This window comes from Microbacterium sp. NPDC056057, from assembly GCF_042266945.1.
In the GTDB taxonomy this organism is placed as follows: Bacteria; Actinomycetota; Actinomycetes; order Actinomycetales; family Microbacteriaceae; genus Microbacterium; species Microbacterium trichothecenolyticum_C.
This window is the reverse complement of sequence record NZ_JBHJWS010000003.1, coordinates 423,655-445,819: the sequence shown is the minus strand read 5'-3', so window position 1 is coordinate 445,819 and position 22,165 is coordinate 423,655. Positions and strand designations below refer to the sequence as shown.

Annotated in this window: 1 protein-coding gene (cut by a window edge); it reads left to right on the top strand. The window is 71.8% G+C overall.

Annotated features, from left to right (window positions below):
• Positions 1-74 precede the first annotated feature (74 nt).
• Positions 75-22,165, top strand: partial view of a hypothetical protein gene (locus tag ACFC1K_RS14005; RefSeq protein ID WP_375872083.1) — the 5' portion only. 15,346 nt of this gene lie beyond the right edge of the window; 22,091 of the gene's 37,437 nt are visible here — the first part of the coding sequence; the start codon lies at positions 75-77; its stop codon lies off the right edge, out of view.

Sequence of the window (22,165 nt, the reverse complement as noted above, 5' to 3'; positions counted from 1 at the left end):
ACCGATCCGGCGTCGGTGCCATACTCGGCCACGTTGACCCCGCTTCGGGTGGTGGGGTCAGGCGTGGGGGAATCATGCCGTCGGGGGCAGCTGAATCGGGTGCGCGCAAGAGCGCCGCTCGTCGGCGCGCGCGCGGTGCCGGCTCCGCCGCCCTCGCCGCCCTCGTGAGCGTCGCCCTCGTCGTCGCCGGCGTCGTGCCGGCGCATGCCGCCACCCCGGAGCCGATCGCGGCCGAGCGAACGCCGGCGGCGCCGACAGCCCCCGCGACGACTCCCGCACAGACCCCGGCCGAGATCATCCACCTGCGCGACGCCGAGGTCGTCGTCGTCCAGGTGCTGCCCCGCGACGAGGCTCGCGCGGCGCTCGATTCCGTCTTCGCCGCCCAGGAGGACCGGCGCGCGGAGGCGGCTCGTCGCGAGCGCGTGGTGCGTGCGGAGCAGAGCGCGTACGTCACGGAGCTGGCCGTGGCCCAGCAGGCCGCGCAGGCCCAGGCGGAAGCGGATGCGAAGCTGCAGGAGGCGCTCGCGGCGCTCGCCAAGGCGCTCTCGACGAGCCAGTGCACCACCGTCGGCGGGACCAACGGGCAGCCCGCTTCGATCTCGTGCCCGATGGAGAACGGCGATGCGACGATCTCGGGCGACGACGGCGCGGGAGTGACGACGCCCCCGCCCACACCGACGCCGACTCCGACCCCGCCGCCTGCGGCCGAGGACGACGACGCCGCGCAGCCCATGAGCGCGTCCAGCACGCCCAGCGATCCCGTCGGCCCCGACCAGTTCCTCGGCGCGGGCGCGCTCGCGGGCGCCCTGGCGCAGGTCCTGGGTGAGTGGGCGAACGCCGGAGCGGACGTCTCGGGCATCACCGCGTCCGTCGCTTCGCTGCCGGATGCGCGCCTGGGCGAGGCATCCGGTCGCGCGATCGTGATCGACGACGACGCCGCAGGGTGGGGCTGGTCGCGCATGGACCTCCTCACCGTCGTGCGCCACGAGGTCGGGCACGCGCTCGGGGCCGGTCACGGCGGCGGGCTCATGGCCGAGACGCTGTCGCCCGGTGAGAGCCGCGGAGTGGACGCATCGATCCTCCCCGCGCCCGAGCCCCCCGCACCGGCAGAGCCGGCACCGGCAGAAGCCGCGCCGGCGGAGCCCGCGCCGGTGGAGGTGCCCGCTCCGGTGGTCGAGCAGACGGCCGAGACGCCGGCCGCGCCCGCCACCGTGGAGCAGCCCGCCGACGCGCCGACCACCGATGCGACAACGCCGGAGACGTCGGCGGCGCCGACGTCGGCAGCCCTCGGCTGGACCGTGGCCGACGGCACCGCGACCCTCGCCCTGACCGCGGCCGAGGCCGCAGCCGGCGGCATCGCCCTCGTCGGAGGGCGCATCGTCTTCACCTCCGGCTCCGGCGCGACCGTCGCCGTCGAGGCGCAGGGGCTGACCCACGTCATCGTGCGCGGCGTGGACGGCGCCGCGTCGTTCACGGTCGACCTCACCGGAATCGCGGGACTCGCGCTCGCGATCGACGGCGCGCTCGACGCGCTGCTGGTGAAGGGCCTCCCGGCTGCCGTCGTGCTGTCGGGCACGCCCGCCCGGCTGCGGCTGGATGCCGTGGTCGCGAGCCTGACCTTCCTGGCCCCCCGTGTGGCGGCGCTCATCACCGGCCGCAGCGCCGTAGCCGTCGACGGCGCGGTCGTCCTTCCGGGGGCCGACCTCACGATCCAGGCGCGATCGATCACGGTGCGCCCCGGCGCGTCCGTCGACACGACCGGTGCCGACCGCGACGGAGCGATCACGTTCGTCGCGAGCGACGCGAGCACGCACGGAGAGGATGCCGCGGCCTCTGTCACCGTCACGGGCGCGCGGCTCTCCGGCGGCGAGGTGACTCTGCGCGCCGATTCGACGGATGCGACAGGCCCGTGGTCTTCGTCGTCCGCAGGGGTCGCGGTGGTGGACTCCGCCATCTCTGCGACCGGCGACGTGCTGCTCAGCAGCTCCTCGACGACCGCCTCCTCCGCGAACGGCCTCGCAGCCCTCGTGAAGAACCAGTCGTCGGCCGTGACGCGCGTCGGCGGCACCACCACGATCACCACTCCCGGCAGCGTCCGCATCGAAGCGCGCAACGCCGCTTCCGCGAGCGCGATCGCCGCAGGCGGCGCCGGACTCGGACTCGCCGAGGCAGACCTCGTACGCCTCACTCACGCCGTCGTCGAGGGCGATCAGTCGATCACCGCGGCGCGGCTCCTCCTGCTCGCGACCGCCGCGGGGTCGCTGCGCGTGGTCGCGGCGGGCACCGGTGGCTCGGCCCCCGCGCAGTCCGAGCTCAGCGGGGCCGCGCTCGCGGCGAACCCCCACGCGGGAGCGGTCGCCGTCGGCCGCGCGTTCCTCGAGACCATCGCCCGCTTCGCCCCGTCGGCCAAGGTCGCTCTCGACGAGACGCAGGCGACGGTCCAGGCGGACTCGTCCATCGACGCGACCGCGGAGGCAGCTGACGGCATCACGGCTCTCGTCGTGCGCGAGGTGTCGGGCGCCGCGGTGGGCGAAGGAGCCGTGCTGAGCGGCGTCTCAGATCTCACCGTCCGCGCCACCGCGCGCCACGCCGTCGCCGCCGACGGCGGGGCGGGCTGGGCGCTCGTCTCGTCGACGGCGCTCACCTCGGCCTCGGTCGACGGCGGCTCGCCGCTCGCGGTCGCCGGGGACCTCTCGCTCCGCGCCGAGCAGACGGCGACCGTCCGCGCCGCCGGCGCGGGTGCCGCACTCGCCCTCGGTGTCCACGACGCCGCGGTGCGACTGGCGCGCGGCGCCGATGTCGCTGGTGCGGTGGAGCTCGCCGCGGTCGGGCGGTCGGATGCCACGGCCATCGTCGCGAAAGGCCGTGCCGGTGCACCATCGACCGCGGTGTCGGTGCTCGCCGGCCTCGGCGGGGCGACGGCGTCGCTGCCCGCGCTCGCCCCGACCGCTGTTCCCGTCCGAGCCTTCGGCGGCGTCGCGATCGCCGCGACGGTCACCACCTCGCTCGGCTCGCTGGGTGCCGCATCGGCGCCGCTGCGCTCCGGTGGCGGCGTCAGCCTCGCCGCCGTGAGCGGCGGTACGACGACGACCGGCGGCGCGGGGGCCCTCGGCGGCGAGACCTTCCTGCTCCCGTCCCTGCTGCGTGCCGGAACGGTGCGGGTGAACGGCCCGATCGTCGCCGGCGGCGATGTGGTGCTCCACGCCGGGCGCGGCCCCCCGGCGGCCGACGGACCCGTCTCCCTCCGCGTCGACGTCGACGCCGCCATCTCCCTCCTCGACCCCACCGCCACCCTCGAGATCTCGCCCTCCGCGCAGACGCCGGCGATCACGCCGCCTGCCGGGGCCGTCCTCGTCTCCGCCGCCGCAGGCGGCACCGTCACCCTCGGTCGCGCCACCCTCTCGTTCGCGGCCGGCGCACTGCCCGCCGACGCCTGGGTCACGATCACCGCACGGGATGCTGCGGTCTCCGGCATCCTCACCCGCTCCGCCGTCTTCGACCTCCGGGCGTACGATGCCCGGACCGGCACCCTGATCTCGACCTTCCTGATCGATCCGGTGCTGACCATCGCCGTCGCGAGCACGATCGGGCAGCCGCGCATCTGGTACGTCGCACCGGACGGCTCGGTCCAGGCGATCGCGACCACCGCGGATGCCGCAGCCGGCACGCTGACCGCCGCGCTCCCCCACTTCTCGGACTACGTCGCGGGCTCCCCGCTGGCCGGCATCGTCGGCATCATCGTGCAGCAGCTCGAGGCGTACGTCGCGAGCCATCCGTACGACCAGGACCTCGACGACATCGTGCTCGGCGACGCACTTTCGCTGACCGGCATCCACCTCTCGATCGCGCTGAGCGGGCTGACCTCGCCGTACACGGGGACGGCGAGCTTCACCGCGACGCTCCGGCCCGACCTCGCCGTCGGCGCTCTGCGCATCCAGGCGAGCGCCGCAGTGAGCGCGACGTACACGCTCGCGGGCGCGACGACGCTCGACGCCGGGAGCCTGCTGATCACCCTGGGCCCGGTCACACCCGACACGTCGTTCGGCATCTCGGTGTCGGCGGGCGGCACCGAGATCGCTGAGCTGGCGGTGACGTCGGCCACGCTCAGCCAGGACGGCTCCGACCTCACGATCACGGCCACCGGGGTCTCGGCAGCATTCGGCGACGCGGTGGAGATCACCGGCGGGACGCTGCGACTGGTCTCCCACGACGACACCGGCGACGTCGACTTCACGCTCACCGGCGGCACCGTGAGCTTCACCGCCGGCGGCTCCGGACTGACGGTGTCGAACGCCGCGCTGAGCTACAACGGCACCGACGGGCTCTCGCTCGCGGGCGACATCGAGCTGGACATCGCCGACACCACGCTCACCGGCAGGGTGCGCATCACGCACGCGGCGGGCGTCACGACGCTCATCGTCAGTGAGCTCCGTGCCACACTCGCCTCGGGCAGCGCGCAGACCCTCGACCTCGCCGACGGCGGCGGCACCCTCGTGCTCGCGCCCGCCGGCGTCAGCGGCGTGCTCACCGCGACGGTCGTCGCGACGGGCTTGGTGACCGCGACACTCGCGGGCCGCGTCGAGATCGACACAGCCGCCGGCACCACGGCGGTCGCGATCGCCGCCAGAAGCCTCGCCATCGACCTCGGTGGCGGGCTCGCGCTCACGGGCGCCGTCGTCGGCCTGTACGTGGAGTCGTCGGCCACCGGCACGGCGATGGCGCTGGACGCGAGCGGCACGGTGTCCCTCACCGGCTGGACGGACGTCTCCGTCAGCGGACTCTTCCGTGCGCGCGTGAACGGGTTCACCGGCGTCGTCGACGAGGTCGTGGCGCTCGGCGACGGCTCCGGCGACGTCACGATCTCGTTCGCCGCGGCCGAAGGCGACACCTACAGCGGGACCGGACTCACGATCACGGTGCTGGGACAGGCGATGACGGGCGACCTGGCGTTCGCCACCGCGGCCGATGGATTCACGGTGACCGTCGCGAATCTGTCGCTCGCCTTCGGCGCCGGCGCGGCCTCCGCCCGCTTCGAGAACGGCGGAGGCACCCTCACCCTCGACGGCGGAGAGGCCACCGCCACGCTGACCGGCGACCTGCGGATCTCGGTGCCCGGTCTCGCCCTCGACACGTCGCTCGACCTCGACCTCAGCACTGCCGCCGCAGATCGCCACGTGCGGGTGAGTGGAACGGGCGTCCTCCTGACGCTGGCCGGACAGCAGATCACCTTCGACGAGTTCACGGTGGAGCGCGCTGTCGTCGACGGCGCGACCCAGACGCGGATCACCGTCGCGGGCGGCTCCTTCGCGATCACGTCGGGCACGACCGACCTCCTCGCCCTCTCGGACATCACCGGATCCCTGACGATCGCGTCGACGGGCGTCGCCGGGCGGCTGAGCGCGGGCATCTCGTCCGAGGTCACCGGCTTCTCGTTCGCATCGTTGGTCGGCGTCGCGGTGAACACCGGATCCGCCGCCGTCGGCGATCTGCCCGCCGGACCGTATCTGCGGATCGAGGCCACGGGTACGACGATCACGATCGCGGGTCAAGAGCTCTCCGCCGACGTGACCTTCCAACGCGGCGTCGACGCCGCCGGCGCGGTGGTGGTCCGGGCGGGGATCGCAGGCGGCCGGCTGGTGTTCTCCGCGGGCGGCACGCCCGTCGTCACGCTGACGAAGGGCGCAGGGGCGCTCGTGATCTCGGCTGCCGGCGTCGCCGCCTCGTTCACCGGCGTCGTCGCGGTCGCCCTGCCGGGCGTCTCGTTGACGGGCGGCCTGGCCGTGCGGCTGAACACGACCGGCGCGGACGTCGACACCACCGTCACCGTGGGCGGGACGGACGTCGCGCTGGTCCTCCCGGCCGGTGGCGCGAGCTACCTGCAGCTGTCGGGTACCGGCATCGTGCTCACCATCGCCGGCCAGCGCCTCACCGGGTCTGTATCGGTGGAGCGCACGGGTGGCGTGACGACGATCGGCATCACCGACGGCAGCCTCGCCTTCGGCGACGGGATCCTGACGGTCACCGGTGTGACGGCGACGCTCGGCGTCGGCGCCGGCGGTGTCTGGGGCTCTTTCACCGGTACGCCGGCACTCGTCCTTCCCGGAGTGAGCATCAGCGCCGGCTCGCTCACCGTGGAATTCAACACGGACACCGCGGCGCACGGCGCGATCGCGCCCGGTGCGTTCCGAGTCGGAGCCTCCTCCCTCGCGGTCACCGTCGCGGGGGTGTCGATCACCGGCACCGTCTGGTTCGAGCGGACCGTCGCGTCGGGCTCGGCCTCTTATCGGGTGGCGGTGACCGGCGGCACGGCGAGCCTCGGTTCGTTCGTCTCGGTCTCAGCCATCACCGGGACGTTCCTGATCACCCCCGCCGGCGTCGCCGGCAGCATCTCGGCGACCGCGAACCTGAGCGTGCCCGAGTTCCTCTCCGTGACGGGAACGACGGTGAGCGTCGCGGTGAACACGACGCCGGGGCCGCTCGACCCGGGAAGCGGCGTCCTGCCGGCAGGACCGTATCTTCGCGTCGAGGTGTCCGGGCTCACCGCGGAGATCCTGGGGGCGGGCACGATCGAGGGCTCGTTCGCCTTCACTCGATCGACAGCGCCGGGTGGGATCTCGGAGACGATCGTCGCGATGGCGGGCGTCGCCGTGACGCTCGACGGCGATTCCGACCCTTCGCTCTTCGACGGGTCGGGTGCGCTGATCCTCCGCGCCGACGGTGTCGCGGGCTTCCTGTCGGGGTCGGCGTCGCTCGGCGGCGGAGGCATCTCGGTCGACGGCACCGTGCTGCTGCAGATCAACACCACTGCGGTCGCCATCGACACGGTTCTGCGCGTCGGCGGCTCGGACCTGGTCTTCAAGCTCCCGGCGCCGGCGAGCGGCGACATCATCTTCAGCCTGACCGCGTCGGACCTCACCCTGACGATCGGCGACTTCGTCACGATCGAGGGCAATCTCACCTTCAGCGACACGGTCATCGGCGGCGTGCCGGTGCGCGTCGTCGCCGCATCCGGTCTCACGATCTTCCTCGGGCGAGGTCCGGCGTTCCTCGAATCCGGGGCGCTCAACCCTCTCGCGATGGGAGTGCTCCTCACCGACGCCACGATCGGCCTCGTGGAGATGGGCGGAGGCCACGCGTTCGTCGCGACGGGCACGGTCAGCATCATCGGCGTGCCCGGCGTCACGATCACCGGCACGACCAGTGTGCGCGTCAACGACACCGGCCTGGCGGTCACGCAGACCATCGAGATCCCCGGCAGCACCGCGCCGGGCGTGCTGGTCGATTTCGCCACGGATGCTGCGATCACCGAGTTCGTCGTCAGCGGGGCGACGCTCGCCTTCGGCGGGCAATCGCTGAGCGGCACGTTCTCGTTCGGCCGTGACGGCACCGATCTCACCCTCTCGGTCAGCGACGGGGCGATCGCCCTCGGAGATGCCGTCGCCGTCACCGGTATCCAGGGCGACCTCGTCGTGCGCTCCGGCGGCGTGGCGGGCACACTGAGCGCCACGATCACGATCGCCGCCCTCGGCGTGAACGCCGTGCTCGCCGAGCTCGCGATCAACACGTCTGCGGCAGCCGTGACCGTGGGCACCGCGGCGCTTCCCGCCGGGCCGTACCTGCGGGTCGCGCTCACCGGCCTCGACCTCGCCGTGCTCGGACAGACGATCCGCGCCGACATCGCCGTCGAAAGGGTGACGGCCGACGGCGTCGCCACCACGGTCGTCGGGCTTACGAACGTCGCGCTCTTCCTGGGCGACGACGGCGGTACCCCTGGTGACACCGGCACCGCTCTCGACGACGACCTGGGCGTGCGGCTGAGCGCGGGATCCGGCATCCTCGTGCTCACGCCGGCAGGTTTCGCCGGACGCATCGACGGCACGATCTCGGTGCGCCTCGGCGCCGACGCGAGCCTCGAGGGCGAGCTGTCCCTCGTGCTCAACACCACGGGAGCGCGCGTGCAGGCGTCGGTGGTCGTCGGAACCACGGCGCAGGTGCTCGACGTCGCCGCCGGTCCGTACCTCCGCTTCGAGGGAGCAGGCCTCACGCTCGAGGTGCTCGGCCAGTCGCTCACCGCGAACCTGGCGATCGAGCGGGTCACGCCGCTCGGCGCGGGAGGTGCACCGGACACCACGAAGACGCTCCTGCGGATCGCCGCCACGGACGTCGAGCTGCGGCTCGCCGGCGATGCCCTCGTGCTGTCGCGCGGAGCCGCGCTGATCCTGCTGTCGTCCGCGGGCGCCTCCTCGACCTTCGCCGGCCGCATCACCGGTGATCTGACCCTCGACGTCCCCGGCGTCGCCTTCTCGGCCGGACTGGCCGTCGAGTTCAACACCGGAACGGATGCCGTCGACCAGACGTTCCTCGTCCGCGGCCAGACCCTGACGCTCGCGCTGCCGGCGGGCGGCGCGACCGGCTACGTGCGGGTGGCCGGCACGGGACTCGCGGTCACGATCGCCGGGCAGACGCTGACCACCGACATCGAGGTCGTCGACGACGGCGGCGGCACGCTGACCCTCACCCTTCGCAACACGCGGATCGTGCTCGGCGGAGCGGCCCCGCTGCTCACGGTGAGCCAGCCGGCATCCGGCACCGGCTCGACGGCGACGATCGTGCTCGCACCCGAGGGGGCGTACGGCGCGATCACCGTCGCCGTCGCGTTCGGGGTCTCCGACATCGCGGTGACGGGCACCATCACCGTCGCCTTCAACACGACGGGCACGGCGCAGACCGTCGCCGGGTGGTCGGAAGCCCTCCCCGGCGGCCTGATTCGCGTCGGCGGCGAGAACCTCACGATCACCGTACTCGGCCAGTCGCTCAGCGCCGACGTGACCTTCGAGCAGGTGACCGGCGCGACCGGGACGGTGGTGCGGGTCGGCGTCGCGAACGTCGCCCTCGCCCTCGGCCCGCTCACGGTGAGCGACGGCTCGGGGCTGTTCGTCATCACCCCGAACGGTGTGGCCGGCTCGCTCGCGCTCACGGTGGACGTGTCGGGCTCGGCCTTCTCCCTCGAGGGCTCCTTCGACCTGCAGGTGAACACGACCTCGCTCGCGGTGAACGACACGCTCCAGGTCGGCGCCGGCATCGTGACCATCGACGTCCCCGCCGGGCCGTACCTGCGCATCGCCGGGACCGGGGTCGTCCTGACGGTGCTGGATCAGCGGATCCGCGCGGATGCCGCGTTCGAACGCGCGACCTCCTACGGTGCCGACGGCGTCGCGGGCGGCACCGACGACTCTGTGGTCACCCGCATCGCACTTGCGAACGTCTCGGTCTCGATCGGTGCGGGTTCCGCGGCGCTCTCACTCACGGGTGGCGAGGCGCTCTTCGTGCTCCCGTCGACCGGCGGACTCGCGGGCCGCGTCACGGGCACGGCCGCGCTGACCGGTGTGCCCGGCGTCAGCATCGCCGCGACGCTGACGATCGAGATCAACACCACCTCTGCGGAGGTCGACGAGACCGTCCGGGTGGGTGCGGGCACCGTGTCGGTGAACCTCCCCGCGGGCGGATCGGGCGGGTATCTGCGGGTGGTGGGCGACGACCTCGCGATCGTCATCGCGGGCCAGACCCTCGCCGGGGACATCGAGGTCGTCAGGCAGGGCACCGCGCTCACGCTGACGGTGTCGAGCGGCGTCATCATTTTCGGCACCCCGACGTCGCCCCTCGTGCGCGTCACGGGCATCCAGGGGTCCTTCCGGATCACGGCCGCCGGCATGGCGGGCTCGCTGGCGGCCACGCTGGAAGTCACGGTGCCCGGGCTGGCGGTGAGCGGCGACGTCGCGGTGCAGGTCAACTCCGGCCTCGCCGCGGTGACCCTCGACCCGGGTGGACCTGCGGAGGTCGTCGTGCAGCCGGGCCTCAAGATCGAGGTGACCGGCGCGAGCATCACGGTCGCGGGCCAGTCGCTCGGCGCCGCCCGCGTGCTCGTCAGCCGCACCCCGGCCGGCGAGGTCGCCTTCGCGGTGACCGACCTCACGCTGCAGCTCGGGACGTTCGTGAACGTCACCGCGGCGCACCACTGGTCGGGTGCCCTGGTCGTGACGCCGGGCGGTGTCGCTGCCGGCTTCTCAGGCAGCGTGACCGGGATCTTCTCGCTCCCCGCGGGTCTCACGCTCGGCGGCGACATCGAGTTCGCGATCAACACGTCGACCGCGGCGGTGCGCCGCACCGATCTGGGCATCGACGTCCCCGCCGGCCCCTTCCTGCACTTCGCCGTCACCGGCGGCGTGCTGGGCGTCGCAGGCGGCCCGTCGTTCTCGGGGAACTTCCTCCTCAGCCGAACCGCGACCGGAGTCACGACCATCGCGTTCAGCGACGTCTCGGTCGCACTGACGCCTGAAGGCGGCGATGGGCTCGAGATCGTCGACGGTCGCGGTGCGTTCCTGCTGACGACCGGCGGCATCGTCGGCACGTTCTCCGGCGCCATCGCGGCCGCGGCGGGCGGGCTCGAGGCGGAGGCCACCGTCGCTGTCCGGTACAACGGCACGACGCAGCCGCTCAACCAGACGATCGCGGTGGGCGGAGTGGACGTGCCGCTCGTCTTCGCGGCCGATGAGATCGCCGACGCCGGAGGCGCCTTCATCGCCCTGGCGGTATCGGGCTCGATCAAGCTCGGCGACTTCGTCGAGATCATCGGCAGCGTCGACTTCAGCGGCGCCGAGCTCGCCGTGTCCGACCTCACGGTGTTCGTCGGGCAAGGTCCTGGATTCGTCGAGGACGACGCACGCAACCCCTTCGCCGTCGGCCTCTACCTGACCGGCGTCAACGGCTTCGTCAAGGGCACCACCGGCAGCCGCGTCGTCGCGATCTCGGGAACGGTCGAGCTCGTGGGCATCCCGGGCGTCACCCTCGCGGGCACGGCGTGGATCTCCTACAACGAGACCACCACCGAGCAGGTGCTCGGCACGGGCGACGATGCCGTCACGGTGGCGGAGGGCGCGGCGGGAGCGCCGCATCTGCTCGTGGTCGGCGACCTCACCCTCGCGGTCGCCGGGCAGGAGCTCACCGGCACGTTCGCCTTCGAGACGCTCGCCGGAGGCGGGCTGCGCGTGCGTTTCGGGGCCGACGCCCGCGACGGCGGATCGCCCCTCACCCTCAGCCTCGGAGACGGCGTCGCCATCGCCACCGTCGCCGCCGGGACGCTCGAACTCACGCCGCAGGGCCTCGCGACGGTCCTGGTCGCGAATCTGACGCTCAACGCGGGCGACGAGGTCGAACTGACGGGCGACATCGGCCTGCAGCTCAACACCTCGACGGCGGCCCGCACCGTCGGCGGAGTGGTGCTGCCCGCGAGTTCGCTGCGCGTTCAGGTGGGCACCCTCGCCGCGCCGGCGGCCCTCACCATCGCCGACCAGACGCTCTCCGGTGTCTTCGTCTTCTCGCAGGTGCGCGGGCCGGTGCTGCCGAGCGCTCCCCCGGGAACCCCGGCACCCAGCACCACCGTGATCATCGCGTCGGCGCTGACGCTGTCGCTCGGAACCGCGACTGCGGGCGTTCGGCTCACCGACGGCTCCGCCGTATTCCTCATGCGGGACTCGGGGCTCGCCGGACGCATCACCGGCACGGTCCGATTCCTCGTCCCCGGGGACGCCGTGCGGTTCAGCGGCACGTTCACCGTCGCGGTCAACTCCGGCCCTGCGGTGGACGAGAGCTTCCAGCTCGACGGAACCACTGTCGCCCTCGATCTGCTCGCCGGCCCGTTCCTCCGCGTCGAGGGCACCGATGTGGCGATCGTCGTCGCCGGGCAGCGGCTCTCGGGCGACTTCACGTTCACCCAGTCCGGAAGCGGCCCGTCGGCCACCACGGTGATCACCATCGCGGACGCGAGCGCCGGCTTCGGCGACGGCACCACGGACTTCGTGTCGCTCACCGGTGGTGAGGGTGAATTCGTGCTCAGCTCCACCGGCGTAGCCGGCGCCGTGAGCGGAACCCTCGCGGTGACGCTGCCCGGGATCCTCGTGAGCGGGGACTTCGCGGTCGTGCTCGACACGACCGATCCGGCGGCGAGCTCGATCTCCGTGGCCGGCGAGAACATCACCATCGACATCGGCGGATTCCTGCTCACCGAGGGTGAGGTCGGCTTCTCGCAGCGCACCGTCGGCGGCGTCAGGATCGTCGACGTCTCGATCGCTGCAGTCGCCGATTTCGGAGCGCCGATCGGAGAGCTCTCGCTGGCGGGGGCCTTGCAGATCGGCGCCACCGGGCTCGCCGGCATCCTGACCATCGAAGGTGCGAGCATCTCGCTCGGCGGCGGCGTCACGGTCTCGGCGTCCGCGCTGCGGTTCGAGATCAATCGGTCGAGCCAGGCGGTCGTGCTCGCCGATCCCTCGCACACGCGGCTGGAGGCCGGGCCGTACCTGCGGATCGCCGGCGAAGGCATCGCGGTCGTGATCGGCGACGTGACCCTCACCGCGAACCTGCTGTTCCAGCAGGCGACGTCGAGCGGCGGGTCGGCGCGCACCGTCATCGCCGTCGCAGGTGGCGCAGTGCGGCTGGGATCCGATGCGCCGATCCTCACCGGCGTCGAGGGGATCATCGTCCTGACGCCCGCCGGCATGGCGATGCGTCTGGGTGGGACGCTCGACCTCGGCTCGCTGCTGCCGTCCGGCGTCACGATCGCCGGCTCGTTCGCGCTTGCGATGAACCAGTCGGCCACCCCGGTCACCGAGTCCGTGACCGTCGGCGGACGTACGGTCGCGCTCGATCTGCCCGGCAACCTCGCCGTCCGCGTGAGCGGCACGGGCGTCGTCCTCGCGATCGCCGGCCAGTCGCTCACCGGCGACTTCGCGTTCGAGCGCTCCGGGACCACGACCACGATCGTGCTCGCGAACGTCGGTCTGCGGATCGGCGACGGCGGGACGGACATCCTGACGCTCGCGGGCGGCGCGGGCACTCTCGAGCTCGGGGCGACCGGGATGTTCGGCTCCGTGTCGGGCACCGTCACTCTCGCCGTGCCCGGCGTGGCCGCCTCCGCCGCGATGACGCTCTCGATCGACACGCGACCCGGCGCCGCGAAGGCGTTCGCGTTGGATGTCGACGACCTCGCCCTCGACCTCGCCGGCCAGACCCTCACCGGTGACTTCACCTTCGAGCAGGCGGGCGTCGGCGCCTCCCGCGTCGTCAAGGTCACCGCATCCGACGTCCGGCTCTTCCTGGGCGACCCGAAGGGCGCCGGTGACGCCGATGACGTCGGGCTGCGCCTGACCGGCGGGACCGGTGCGTTCCTGCTGACCTCCGCCGGCATGGCGGTCGACGTCTCGGCGAACATCGACCTCGTCGGCCTCGACGCCATCCCGTTCTCGCTCGGCACCGGGCTCTCGATCCGGCTGCAGATCAACACCGCGCCCATCGCCGTCAAGACGACGCTCGGCGCACTGAGCCTCGACCTTCCGGCCGGCCGATTCGTGCGCGTCGAGGTGACCGGTGGGGTCACGGTGTTCGGCCAGTCGCTGTCGGGGACCTTCCTGTTCGAGCAGGTGCGCGGTGGTGGCGCCGACGGGCGCGCCGGCACGTCCGACGACGTGAACATCCTGCGCATCGCGGCGACGAATGTGGCGTTGTTCGTGGGCGACGACGGCGGAACCCCCGGCGACTCCCCTGCCGACGTCGCAGACGACATCGGCATGCGGCTCACCGGCGGCACGGCTCTCGTGCTCGTGACGAGCGCCGGCATCGGCGCGTCGATCAGCGCGACGGCGTCGATCCGCCTCGGCCCCGGCCTCCAGGCCACCGCGACCGTCGGCGTGCAGATCAGCGACATGCGCCGGACCGTCGGCACCAAGATCGTCCCCGTCGCCGTCGACGAGGAGTTCGCGGTCGGCGGCCAGACGCTCACCCTCGAGCTTCCGGCCGGTCCGTACTTCAGGGTCGGGGTCACCGCGCTCACACTGACGATCGCCGGTCAGCAGCTCACGGCCGACATCTCGTTCGAGAAGTCCACGGCGATCGGCCCGGATGGCAGCGTGGGCACGCCCGACGACGTGACCACCCAGAAGATCCGCTTCGCCCACGTGTCGCTGCGCCTCGGGACGCCGGATCGCGACGTCGTCGTCGTGCGCGACGGCTCCGGCGCCTTCGACATCGTCGGCAAGAGCGGGACGGTCGCCGGCGGCATCGCGGGGCGCATCCAGGCGACGGTGGAGCTGTTCATCCCCGGGGTGTCGTTCTCCGGAACGCTCGAGGTCCAGATCAACACGCTCCTGAACCCGTACCCGGTCGACGGCGCGACGATCGCCTCGGGGCTCAAGGTCGCGGGGCTCGACATCTCCCTCGAGGTGATGGGGCAGCGCCTCACGGGCGACTTCGCGTTCGCGAAGGAGACCCCGAGCGGCCGGATCACGCTGGCGCTGTCGGACGTGGTGCTGGAGCTCGGCGACGGCACCCGCACCTACGTGACCGCCACCATCTCCGCGGGCATCATCGAGGTGACTCGCGGCGGCATCGCCGGAGCACTCGTCGCCGGGATCACGCTGAACCCCGCGGTGCTGCCCGGCGTCTCCGTCGACGCCGACATCATCGTGCAGGTCAACAACACCCTGGTCGACGCGAACCCGTCGCTCGAGGTCGGCGGATCGACGGTCGCGTTCTCCATCCCCAAGAACACGCTCCGCGTACAGGTCGGCCTCGTCGGCGACCCGGCCGCGATCGGGATCCTCGGCCAGACGCTCAAGGGTGTCGCCGTCTTCGAGCAGACCAAGACCGCCGCCGGCGCCAAGATCGTGCGAATGGCCTTCACCGACGTCGAGCTCTTCCTCGGCGACCCAGGGGCCGACCTCGCGTCGACCGCTGACGACGTCGGGGTTCAGCTGACGAACGGGCGCGGCGCGTTCATCATCACGCCCACGGGCATGGCGGGCGAGATCGCCGGCAGCGTCACCACCCCGGGACTGCCCCTCACGATCACCGCCGACCTCACGCTGCAGCTGAACACGCTCGTCACGAACGGCCAGGGGGTCGTCGTGAACGAGGTGTTCCAGTTCGCCGGAGTCTCGGTGACGACGGTGGCCGACGGCAAGGCGGGCTCGGCCGAGGTCCAGCGCATCACCGTCTCGGCGCCGAGCGGCACCTTCACGCTCGCGATCGACGCCGACAAGGACGGCGTGCTCGAGGCGAGTGAGATCAGCGGTCCGATCGCCGTCGGGGCCGCAGCATCCGTCGTCGATGCCGCCATCGAGGCGCTCCTCGACTCGGATGCCGCCACCGACCGCGTGACGGTCGCCCTCGCGGGCAACCAGTACACCGTCACCTGGAACGCGAACGGCAACCAGGCGGCCCTGCAGGCCAATGTCCGCGTGCTGCGGCTGCCCAAGGGTCCGTTCCTGCGCGTCGCGGCCGAGAACATCGAGATCGGCATCCAGACCGGCACCGAGACCCTCACGATCACCGCGGACTTCGCCTTCGAGCGGATCGGCTCGGGCGTCAACCAGGTCAGCAAGATCGCGCTCGCGAACGTGACGCTCGACGCCGGCGAGGACACCGGCGGCGACAACCCCGGCATCGTGGAGGGCTCGGGCTTCTTCGTCGTCTTCTCTCCCGGCGCCACGACGTCGACCAGCCCGGTCAGGACGACGACCACCGGGGGCATCGCGGGCATCATCACGGGCAAGGCCGCGGTCACGGTGCCGGGCTTCTCGGCGTCGGCCTCGCTGGGCTTCACCGTGAACACCACGGGCGCGGAGGTGACGCAGTCGATCGTCGTGGGCGGCGAGACTCTCACGCTCGACGTGCCCGCGACACCCGTCTTCCAGTTCATCGTGCAGGACCTCGACTTCAGCTTCGGCGACGTGCTCGAGATCCGCGCGGGTCAGTTCGCGATCAGCGGCGATGCGTTCTCGGGGTCGGGACTCGAGATCTTCATCGGTTCGGGGCCGTCGAAGCTCGCGGGAGGCGGGCTCAATCCCGCCGCCGTCGGCGTGCTGATCCGCAACGCCTCCGTCGACTTCACGCGCGACGTCACCGGGTGGGCGCTGCGCGCGACCGGCGAGCTCGCGCTGCTCGGGCTCGACGGGCTCAACATCGTCGGCACGGTGCAGTTCCAGGTGAACACCTCCGACACCACGACGTTCACCTTCTCGAGCGCCACCGGGTCGGGCGCGAACGCCATCGCCGCGGGCTCCGTCGCGGCGGGTGCCTTCAGCTTCGCCGCGACCGGCATGGAGATCCGCGCGGGCGACACGGTGAGCCTGCGCGGCTCGCTCCGCATCAACCGTCAGATGGACGGAACCCTGGCGCTCGCGCTGTCCAACGCCTCGATCTTCGTGGGCTTCAGCGCCACGAGCGTCGCGAGCATGAGCGGCCTGGCGAGCTTCACGATCTCGCCGGTCAACGGCTTCCAGCTGGTGAACTTCAAGCTCACCGCGTTCTCCATGCTCTCGGCGATGCCGCTCGCGCAGACCGCCTGCGTCGCGGCGGATCCGCGGCCGATCTGCTCCCAGCCCGCTCCGGTGGTGACGGCGGATCTCGTCAACCCGGTCCGCGGCTCGGTGTTCAACGGATCGAGCATCACGACGCTGCGGGTGCGCTTCACGCCCTCGAGCGGCACGATCCTCGCGACCTCGGTCACCGACGTCGACCCCGAGTTCTCCATCAGCGTCGCCGGCGCCTCCGGCACCTGGACGCCCGGCACGGCGGTGGCGGTCGCCGGGATGCCGAACACCTGGGACTACGCGATCACCGGCCCCGCCCTGCCCGGCGCCGCGATCGTGACGATCACCTTCATCGACGGCAGCGTGACCGCGGGCGGCGCGTCGCTGGTCGGCGAACAGGAGCAGTTCTTCCGGCTGGCGCCCGTCGCGCCGGGCGGCGTATCAGCCCCGGTCGCGTCGATCGCCACACCGGCGATCAGCCTCGCCCAGCTGAACGCGCAGGGTTACATCGACATCACGTTCACGAACCTGCCCAAGCCTGATGGGGCGGGCGGCACGCTGCCGGCAGACCCGATCAGCAAGGGACCGATCGAGAACGCGACGGTCGCGCCGTTCACGATCAGCGGCCTCGTCGGAGACCTCGAGATGACGGGGTCGCGCCCCACGATCGTCGGAGCGCCGCTCCTGATCGCCGGCGCCGCCGCGAGCTCGACCAGCGTTACCTACCGGTACTTCCTCAAGGACAAGAACCCGAACAACACGCTGGGCCTGTTCACCGGCACCGGCACGATCTCGATCGTGCTCGACCGCGACGCGATCGTGCAGTCCGGCGGGCCGACGCAGGGCACGCAGAGCCTGTCGGTCACCGTGTCGCCCGCGGCGGCCGGTGAGATCACCACCGGCGGTCCGCTCGCACTCGGTCCGCTGACGCTGCAGGGCCCGACGATCGGCCTCGGCGGCTTCGGGTTCGCCGACGGCAAGGTACTCGTCTCGGTGATCGTGGGGGTCCAGCGGGCATCGCTCGCCTTCGGCGGCAACCCGACCACGGGTCAGCAGTCGGCGGCGCAGACGAGCTCCGGCGTCACGGTCGACCTCATCGGCATCCAGGGCTCGTTCGAGCTCGCCGTCGACGTGTTCGGGCTCCTCGGCGGCAACGTCGACATCCGCCTCACCGGCAAGTGGGGTCTGCAGGTCGCCGCGCTCGATGCGCAGATCCCCGGGGTCGCCCGCCTCCAGGCGACGGGCATCAAGATCGCCTACGATCCGAAGGGCGCCATCGACCAGGAGATCGTCAAGATCAACACCGCCACGATCACGCTCCCGTCCTTCGGGATCACCGGGTCGCTGCGGCCCTACAATCCGGCCGCGTCCTCCAACATCAACGCCAACAACGACGTCGCACTCGGGGCGGGGCTCATCCCCGGCCTGACCGTCTACGGCAACGGCTTCCGGCTCGGCACGGCCGAGCTGGCCTACGGCATCGCCCCGACGGCCGGCGGCACGCCGGATCCGGGCAACGCGCTGGCGCCGACGGCCGCGGACCGGAAGATCACACTCGGAGGGATCCTCGAGCTCGACGACATCCGTGTCGGCGTCTCCGGCCTCGAGGTCCGCTTCCCGCCGGCCGGCGCGCCGAGCTCCGAGACCGCCGGGTTCACGGGCCAGATCTACATCGCGACAGGCGGCGCCAGACTCTTCCCCGGCCGCGCCTACGGCGCCACACTGACCGACCGTCTGACGGCAGACGACCGTCGGCCGGACGGCTCGCCCGACGACGAGGCGTTCCGCATCGCGCTCACCTTCAGCGGCGGCAAGGTCGACGCGTTCCAGCTCACCGTCGACACCCTCGAGATCCGCCTCGGCACGTACGTGACCCTCACGGCCCGCGACTTCCGCCTCGACACCGGTGCCGAGGGCGCCGAGTACATGGTCCAGCTGCAGGCCGTCGGTGCGAAGGTCACGATCGGCTCGCTCGTGATCGCCGGCGAGGGCCGCAACTTCGCGATCACCGGTGACGGTTCCTTCAAGGCGCTGCCGGGCTTCGGAGTGTTCCTCTCGGTCGGCTCCGCGACCGGGGACTCTTTCAAGTGGCCGGCGTTCCTCCCGGTGCGCATCGACGCGATCGGCATCCAGTGGGACGACGTCGAGAACCGCCCGGGCGACTTCGTGCTGATCCTGTCGGCCAGCGTGACCGGCATTCAGGGGCTGCAGGGCCTGCAGATCACCGGCGCCATCCAGGGCATCCGCATCCAGCCGTCGCTGCTGCTCGAAGGCAGATTCCCGATCATCGGCATCGACTCGATCGGCGTCACCGTCAAGGGCAAGATGTTCGGCGGCGAGGTGTCGGCAGGGCTGGTCGGCGGCATCCTGAAACTCGATTCGAACTATTCGATCATCGGCGTCTTCGACACGACGACGGCGGTGCATCAGCGTGTGTTCTACCTCGGCCTCGAGGGGACGATCTCGATCGCCGGCCTCGCCGGGTTCGGCCTGCGACTGGGCCTTTCCGAGCTCGGTCCGCTGCAGGTCTACATCACGGCGAACATCCCGGGCGGCATCATGCTGGTGCCGCAGATCGGCCTGGTGCTCAACGACTTCGCCGCCGGCGTCGAGTTCTTCAAGACGCTGCCGTCGATCGAGGATCCGTTCGCCCTGCGCTCGTCGGCCTTCCAGCTGCCGACCGTGCTCTCGGCCGCCGAGTGGCTCCTGTCCCTGCAGAACCAGGTCGCCCTGCAGGCCCGGACGATCTCGACGAACCCGGGCCAGAGCGGCTTCGCCGCCGCGTTCACGTCGCCGATGGTGATCACCGGGTCCGCCCGCATCTATTCGATCTTCACGTCGCAAGCGGTGTTCAACGGTCAGGTGATCGTCAAGATCTCGACCGACGGCAAGATCCTGATCATCGGCAAGCTGAACTTCGCGCAGGACAACATCTCGATCAGCGGCCGCCTGTACGCGGATCTGTCGAAGGTCGCCAACGGCGACGCCACGGTGCTCTTCCTCGCGGACTTCCCCGACCAGGTGCGCCTGCTGACCATCTACGGGAAGCTCAAGATGGGCTTCCGCGACTCGTCCGGCAACGAGGTGGCCTTCGACGTGGTCGAGGGTGCGGACCCGATCGCCACCGGCACACCGCCGGTGATCGACCTCGGAGGTCCGACGACCAACGGCGGCACGATCGACGTCGGCGTCGTCAACGGGGCAGCCGGTTCGACGAAGTACCTCGACATCTCGTACACGCCGGCGGCCGGTGCGAGCCTCGACCTCGCGAGCGTCCTGACCGACCAGATGAAGTTCACCCTCACCCGCGGGTCCGACCCGCCGCGGGTGTTCACCTTCACGCGCCCGGTGCCGATCCTCGCGGTGACCACCGCGGGTGGGATGACGCTCGCCGAGCTGCAGGTCGACAGCACGGGTGCCTTCTACATGGCCGACGGCGCACGCGTCGACGTGCTGACGCGCGCTTCGCTCGCCGAGACCCAGGGGGTCGAGGCCGACGCCATCACCGACGCCCAGCTGCTCACCGCGGCGGTGCGGATCAGCGGCACGACCCGTTTCCGCTACGCGATCGGCACGGACGACCTCGGCATGGGGCGCTGGGTGATCGACTTCGCGCAGGGCGCGGTCAAGAATGCCGACCTCACGACGGCCGCGGGCACGACCGCCGGCGCCCCGAGTGCCGCCACGCAGCTGTCCTTCACCGTGACCGGTGCGACCGCGGTCATCACGAACCCGACCCCGGGCGCCTCCGTCGACATCAACGTCGTGAACGGCCGGGCGTGGATCACGGTCACGTTCACCAAGCCGACGCTCTTCACCATCGACCAGGCGTCGATCACTGATCTCGCCGCCGAGTTCCAGCTGTCGGGCCCAGGCCTCGGCACGATCCAGCTCGACGGCACGCAGGCGCCGCAGCTCGTCGACACGACCACGACCACCCTGACGTACCGCTACTGGCTCACCGGCCGCTTCGCGACCACCGGCGCGGTCAACCTCACGTTCCTGTCCGGCAGCTGGTCGTACCTGTTCACGCTCAGCGGTGCGCTCACCGTCACGGATGAACCCACCGAGACGGGCGCGGGCAGCGTCGGCATCCTCTTCCCGACCGGTGGACAGTTCGGGCTTCCCGCCGGCTTCACCGTCGACCCCGACTCCGTCATCAGCCGCCTCGCCGGCTTGACACTCGGCGGCACGGGCTGGGCGCTGACGCGCGACGCATCCGCGCCGATCACGGCGACGGGAACGCCCGGCGAGTTCCGCATCCCGGTCATCGTCACCACCGTCGGCGGCGGCGCGCTGACCGCCACGCTGGCCGCGAGCGCGCTCGGCTACCGGGGCACCGTCTCGGCGGGCGCCCAGCCGGGACAGACCCTCACCGTCACGCCCACGGCGTACGTCGACGTCGATTTCGACGCCGCGGTGAACGGCCGGAACCTCGACATCGCGTCGATCCTCGACCTCGCACCCGAGTTCGAGCTCTTCGGCGAGGGCCTGGGCACGATCGTGCTGGACGGCGCTCGAGCGCCCGCGCAGATCACCGGCGCGCCGGCCGGCAAGCTCCGCTTCCGCTTCTGGCTCACGGGACAGTACGAAGCAGGCCTCTCGGTGCAGCTGACCCAGCTCGCGGGCGGCTGGTCGTACCTCGCGGCGGTCGCCCCGACGGCTTCCTCCCTCACGGCACCGGCACCGGCACCGCAGCCGCCCCTCGCGTGGAGTGCGGACATCACCGTGACGTTCCCGGATGCTGCGGGCGCGGGGCTTCCGTCCGGCTACGGGGTCGATGCAGGATCCGTGATCAGCCGTCTCGGCGCGCTCGTGTTCACCGCGTCGGCCGCCGGGTGGACCGTGGTGCGCGACACGTCGCGCGCCATCCGCGCAGGCTCGGGCGCCTTCGAGTTCATCGTGCCGGTCGTGGTCGAGCGCGAGACGGCGGCCACCGCGACGTCGTCCGTCACGATCGCCGCGGTGCAGGTCGGGTACTCCGACACCACGACGCCGGTTCCGGATGCCGCGTACACGGCACCCGCGCGCGACTACATCGACGTGCCGTTCGCGGTTCCGACGGGACTGCTCATCGACACCGCCACGCTGATCGCGGGCCTCCCCGAGATCACGCTGCAGGTGAACGGCGGGGCGGTCACCCTCGGAGCGCGCACCCTGCTGTCCGTCGAGGACGGGGTCGTCTGGGTGCGTTACCAGCTGGCCGTGCCGCTGGCGGCGGGCGACGACGTGGAGGTCACCTTCCTGGCCGGCGGCTGGTCGTACACGCTGACGGACGGCACCACCGCATACAGCGGTGCGCAGCCGTCCGCGGGCACGCAGGCCGGGGTTCCGCAGCCGATCACGATCAACGCAGCGGAACGTCAGGTCACCTACCTCGACGTGACGTTCATCCCGCCGGTGTCGGTCGGCGGCATCACGTACGCGATCGTCCCCGGCTCGGTCGACGGCGACGAGTTCGTGCTCAGCGGCCCCGGGGCGAACGGCGTGCAGATCACGGGCGTGGTCCCCCTCGGCGGCAACACCTGGCGGTTCCTCCTGCGCGGCACCTTCCTCCCGGGCCGCGTGGACGTGGTGTTCGACCTCACGGCGTTCACCGTGAATCCGGACCGCGGGCCTCCGGCCGGCACGACCCTCACCCAGTCCTTCCAGGTCGTGGGCGCCACCGGCGACGTCGTGCAGACGGTGCCGGACAACCCGTCCACGCCGACCACGAACGAGGCGACGGTCCGCCAGATCGCCGGTGCCACCATCGGCCGAGACCTCGTCAACGGCCTCAAGTACTTCGAGATCCGCTTCCGCGG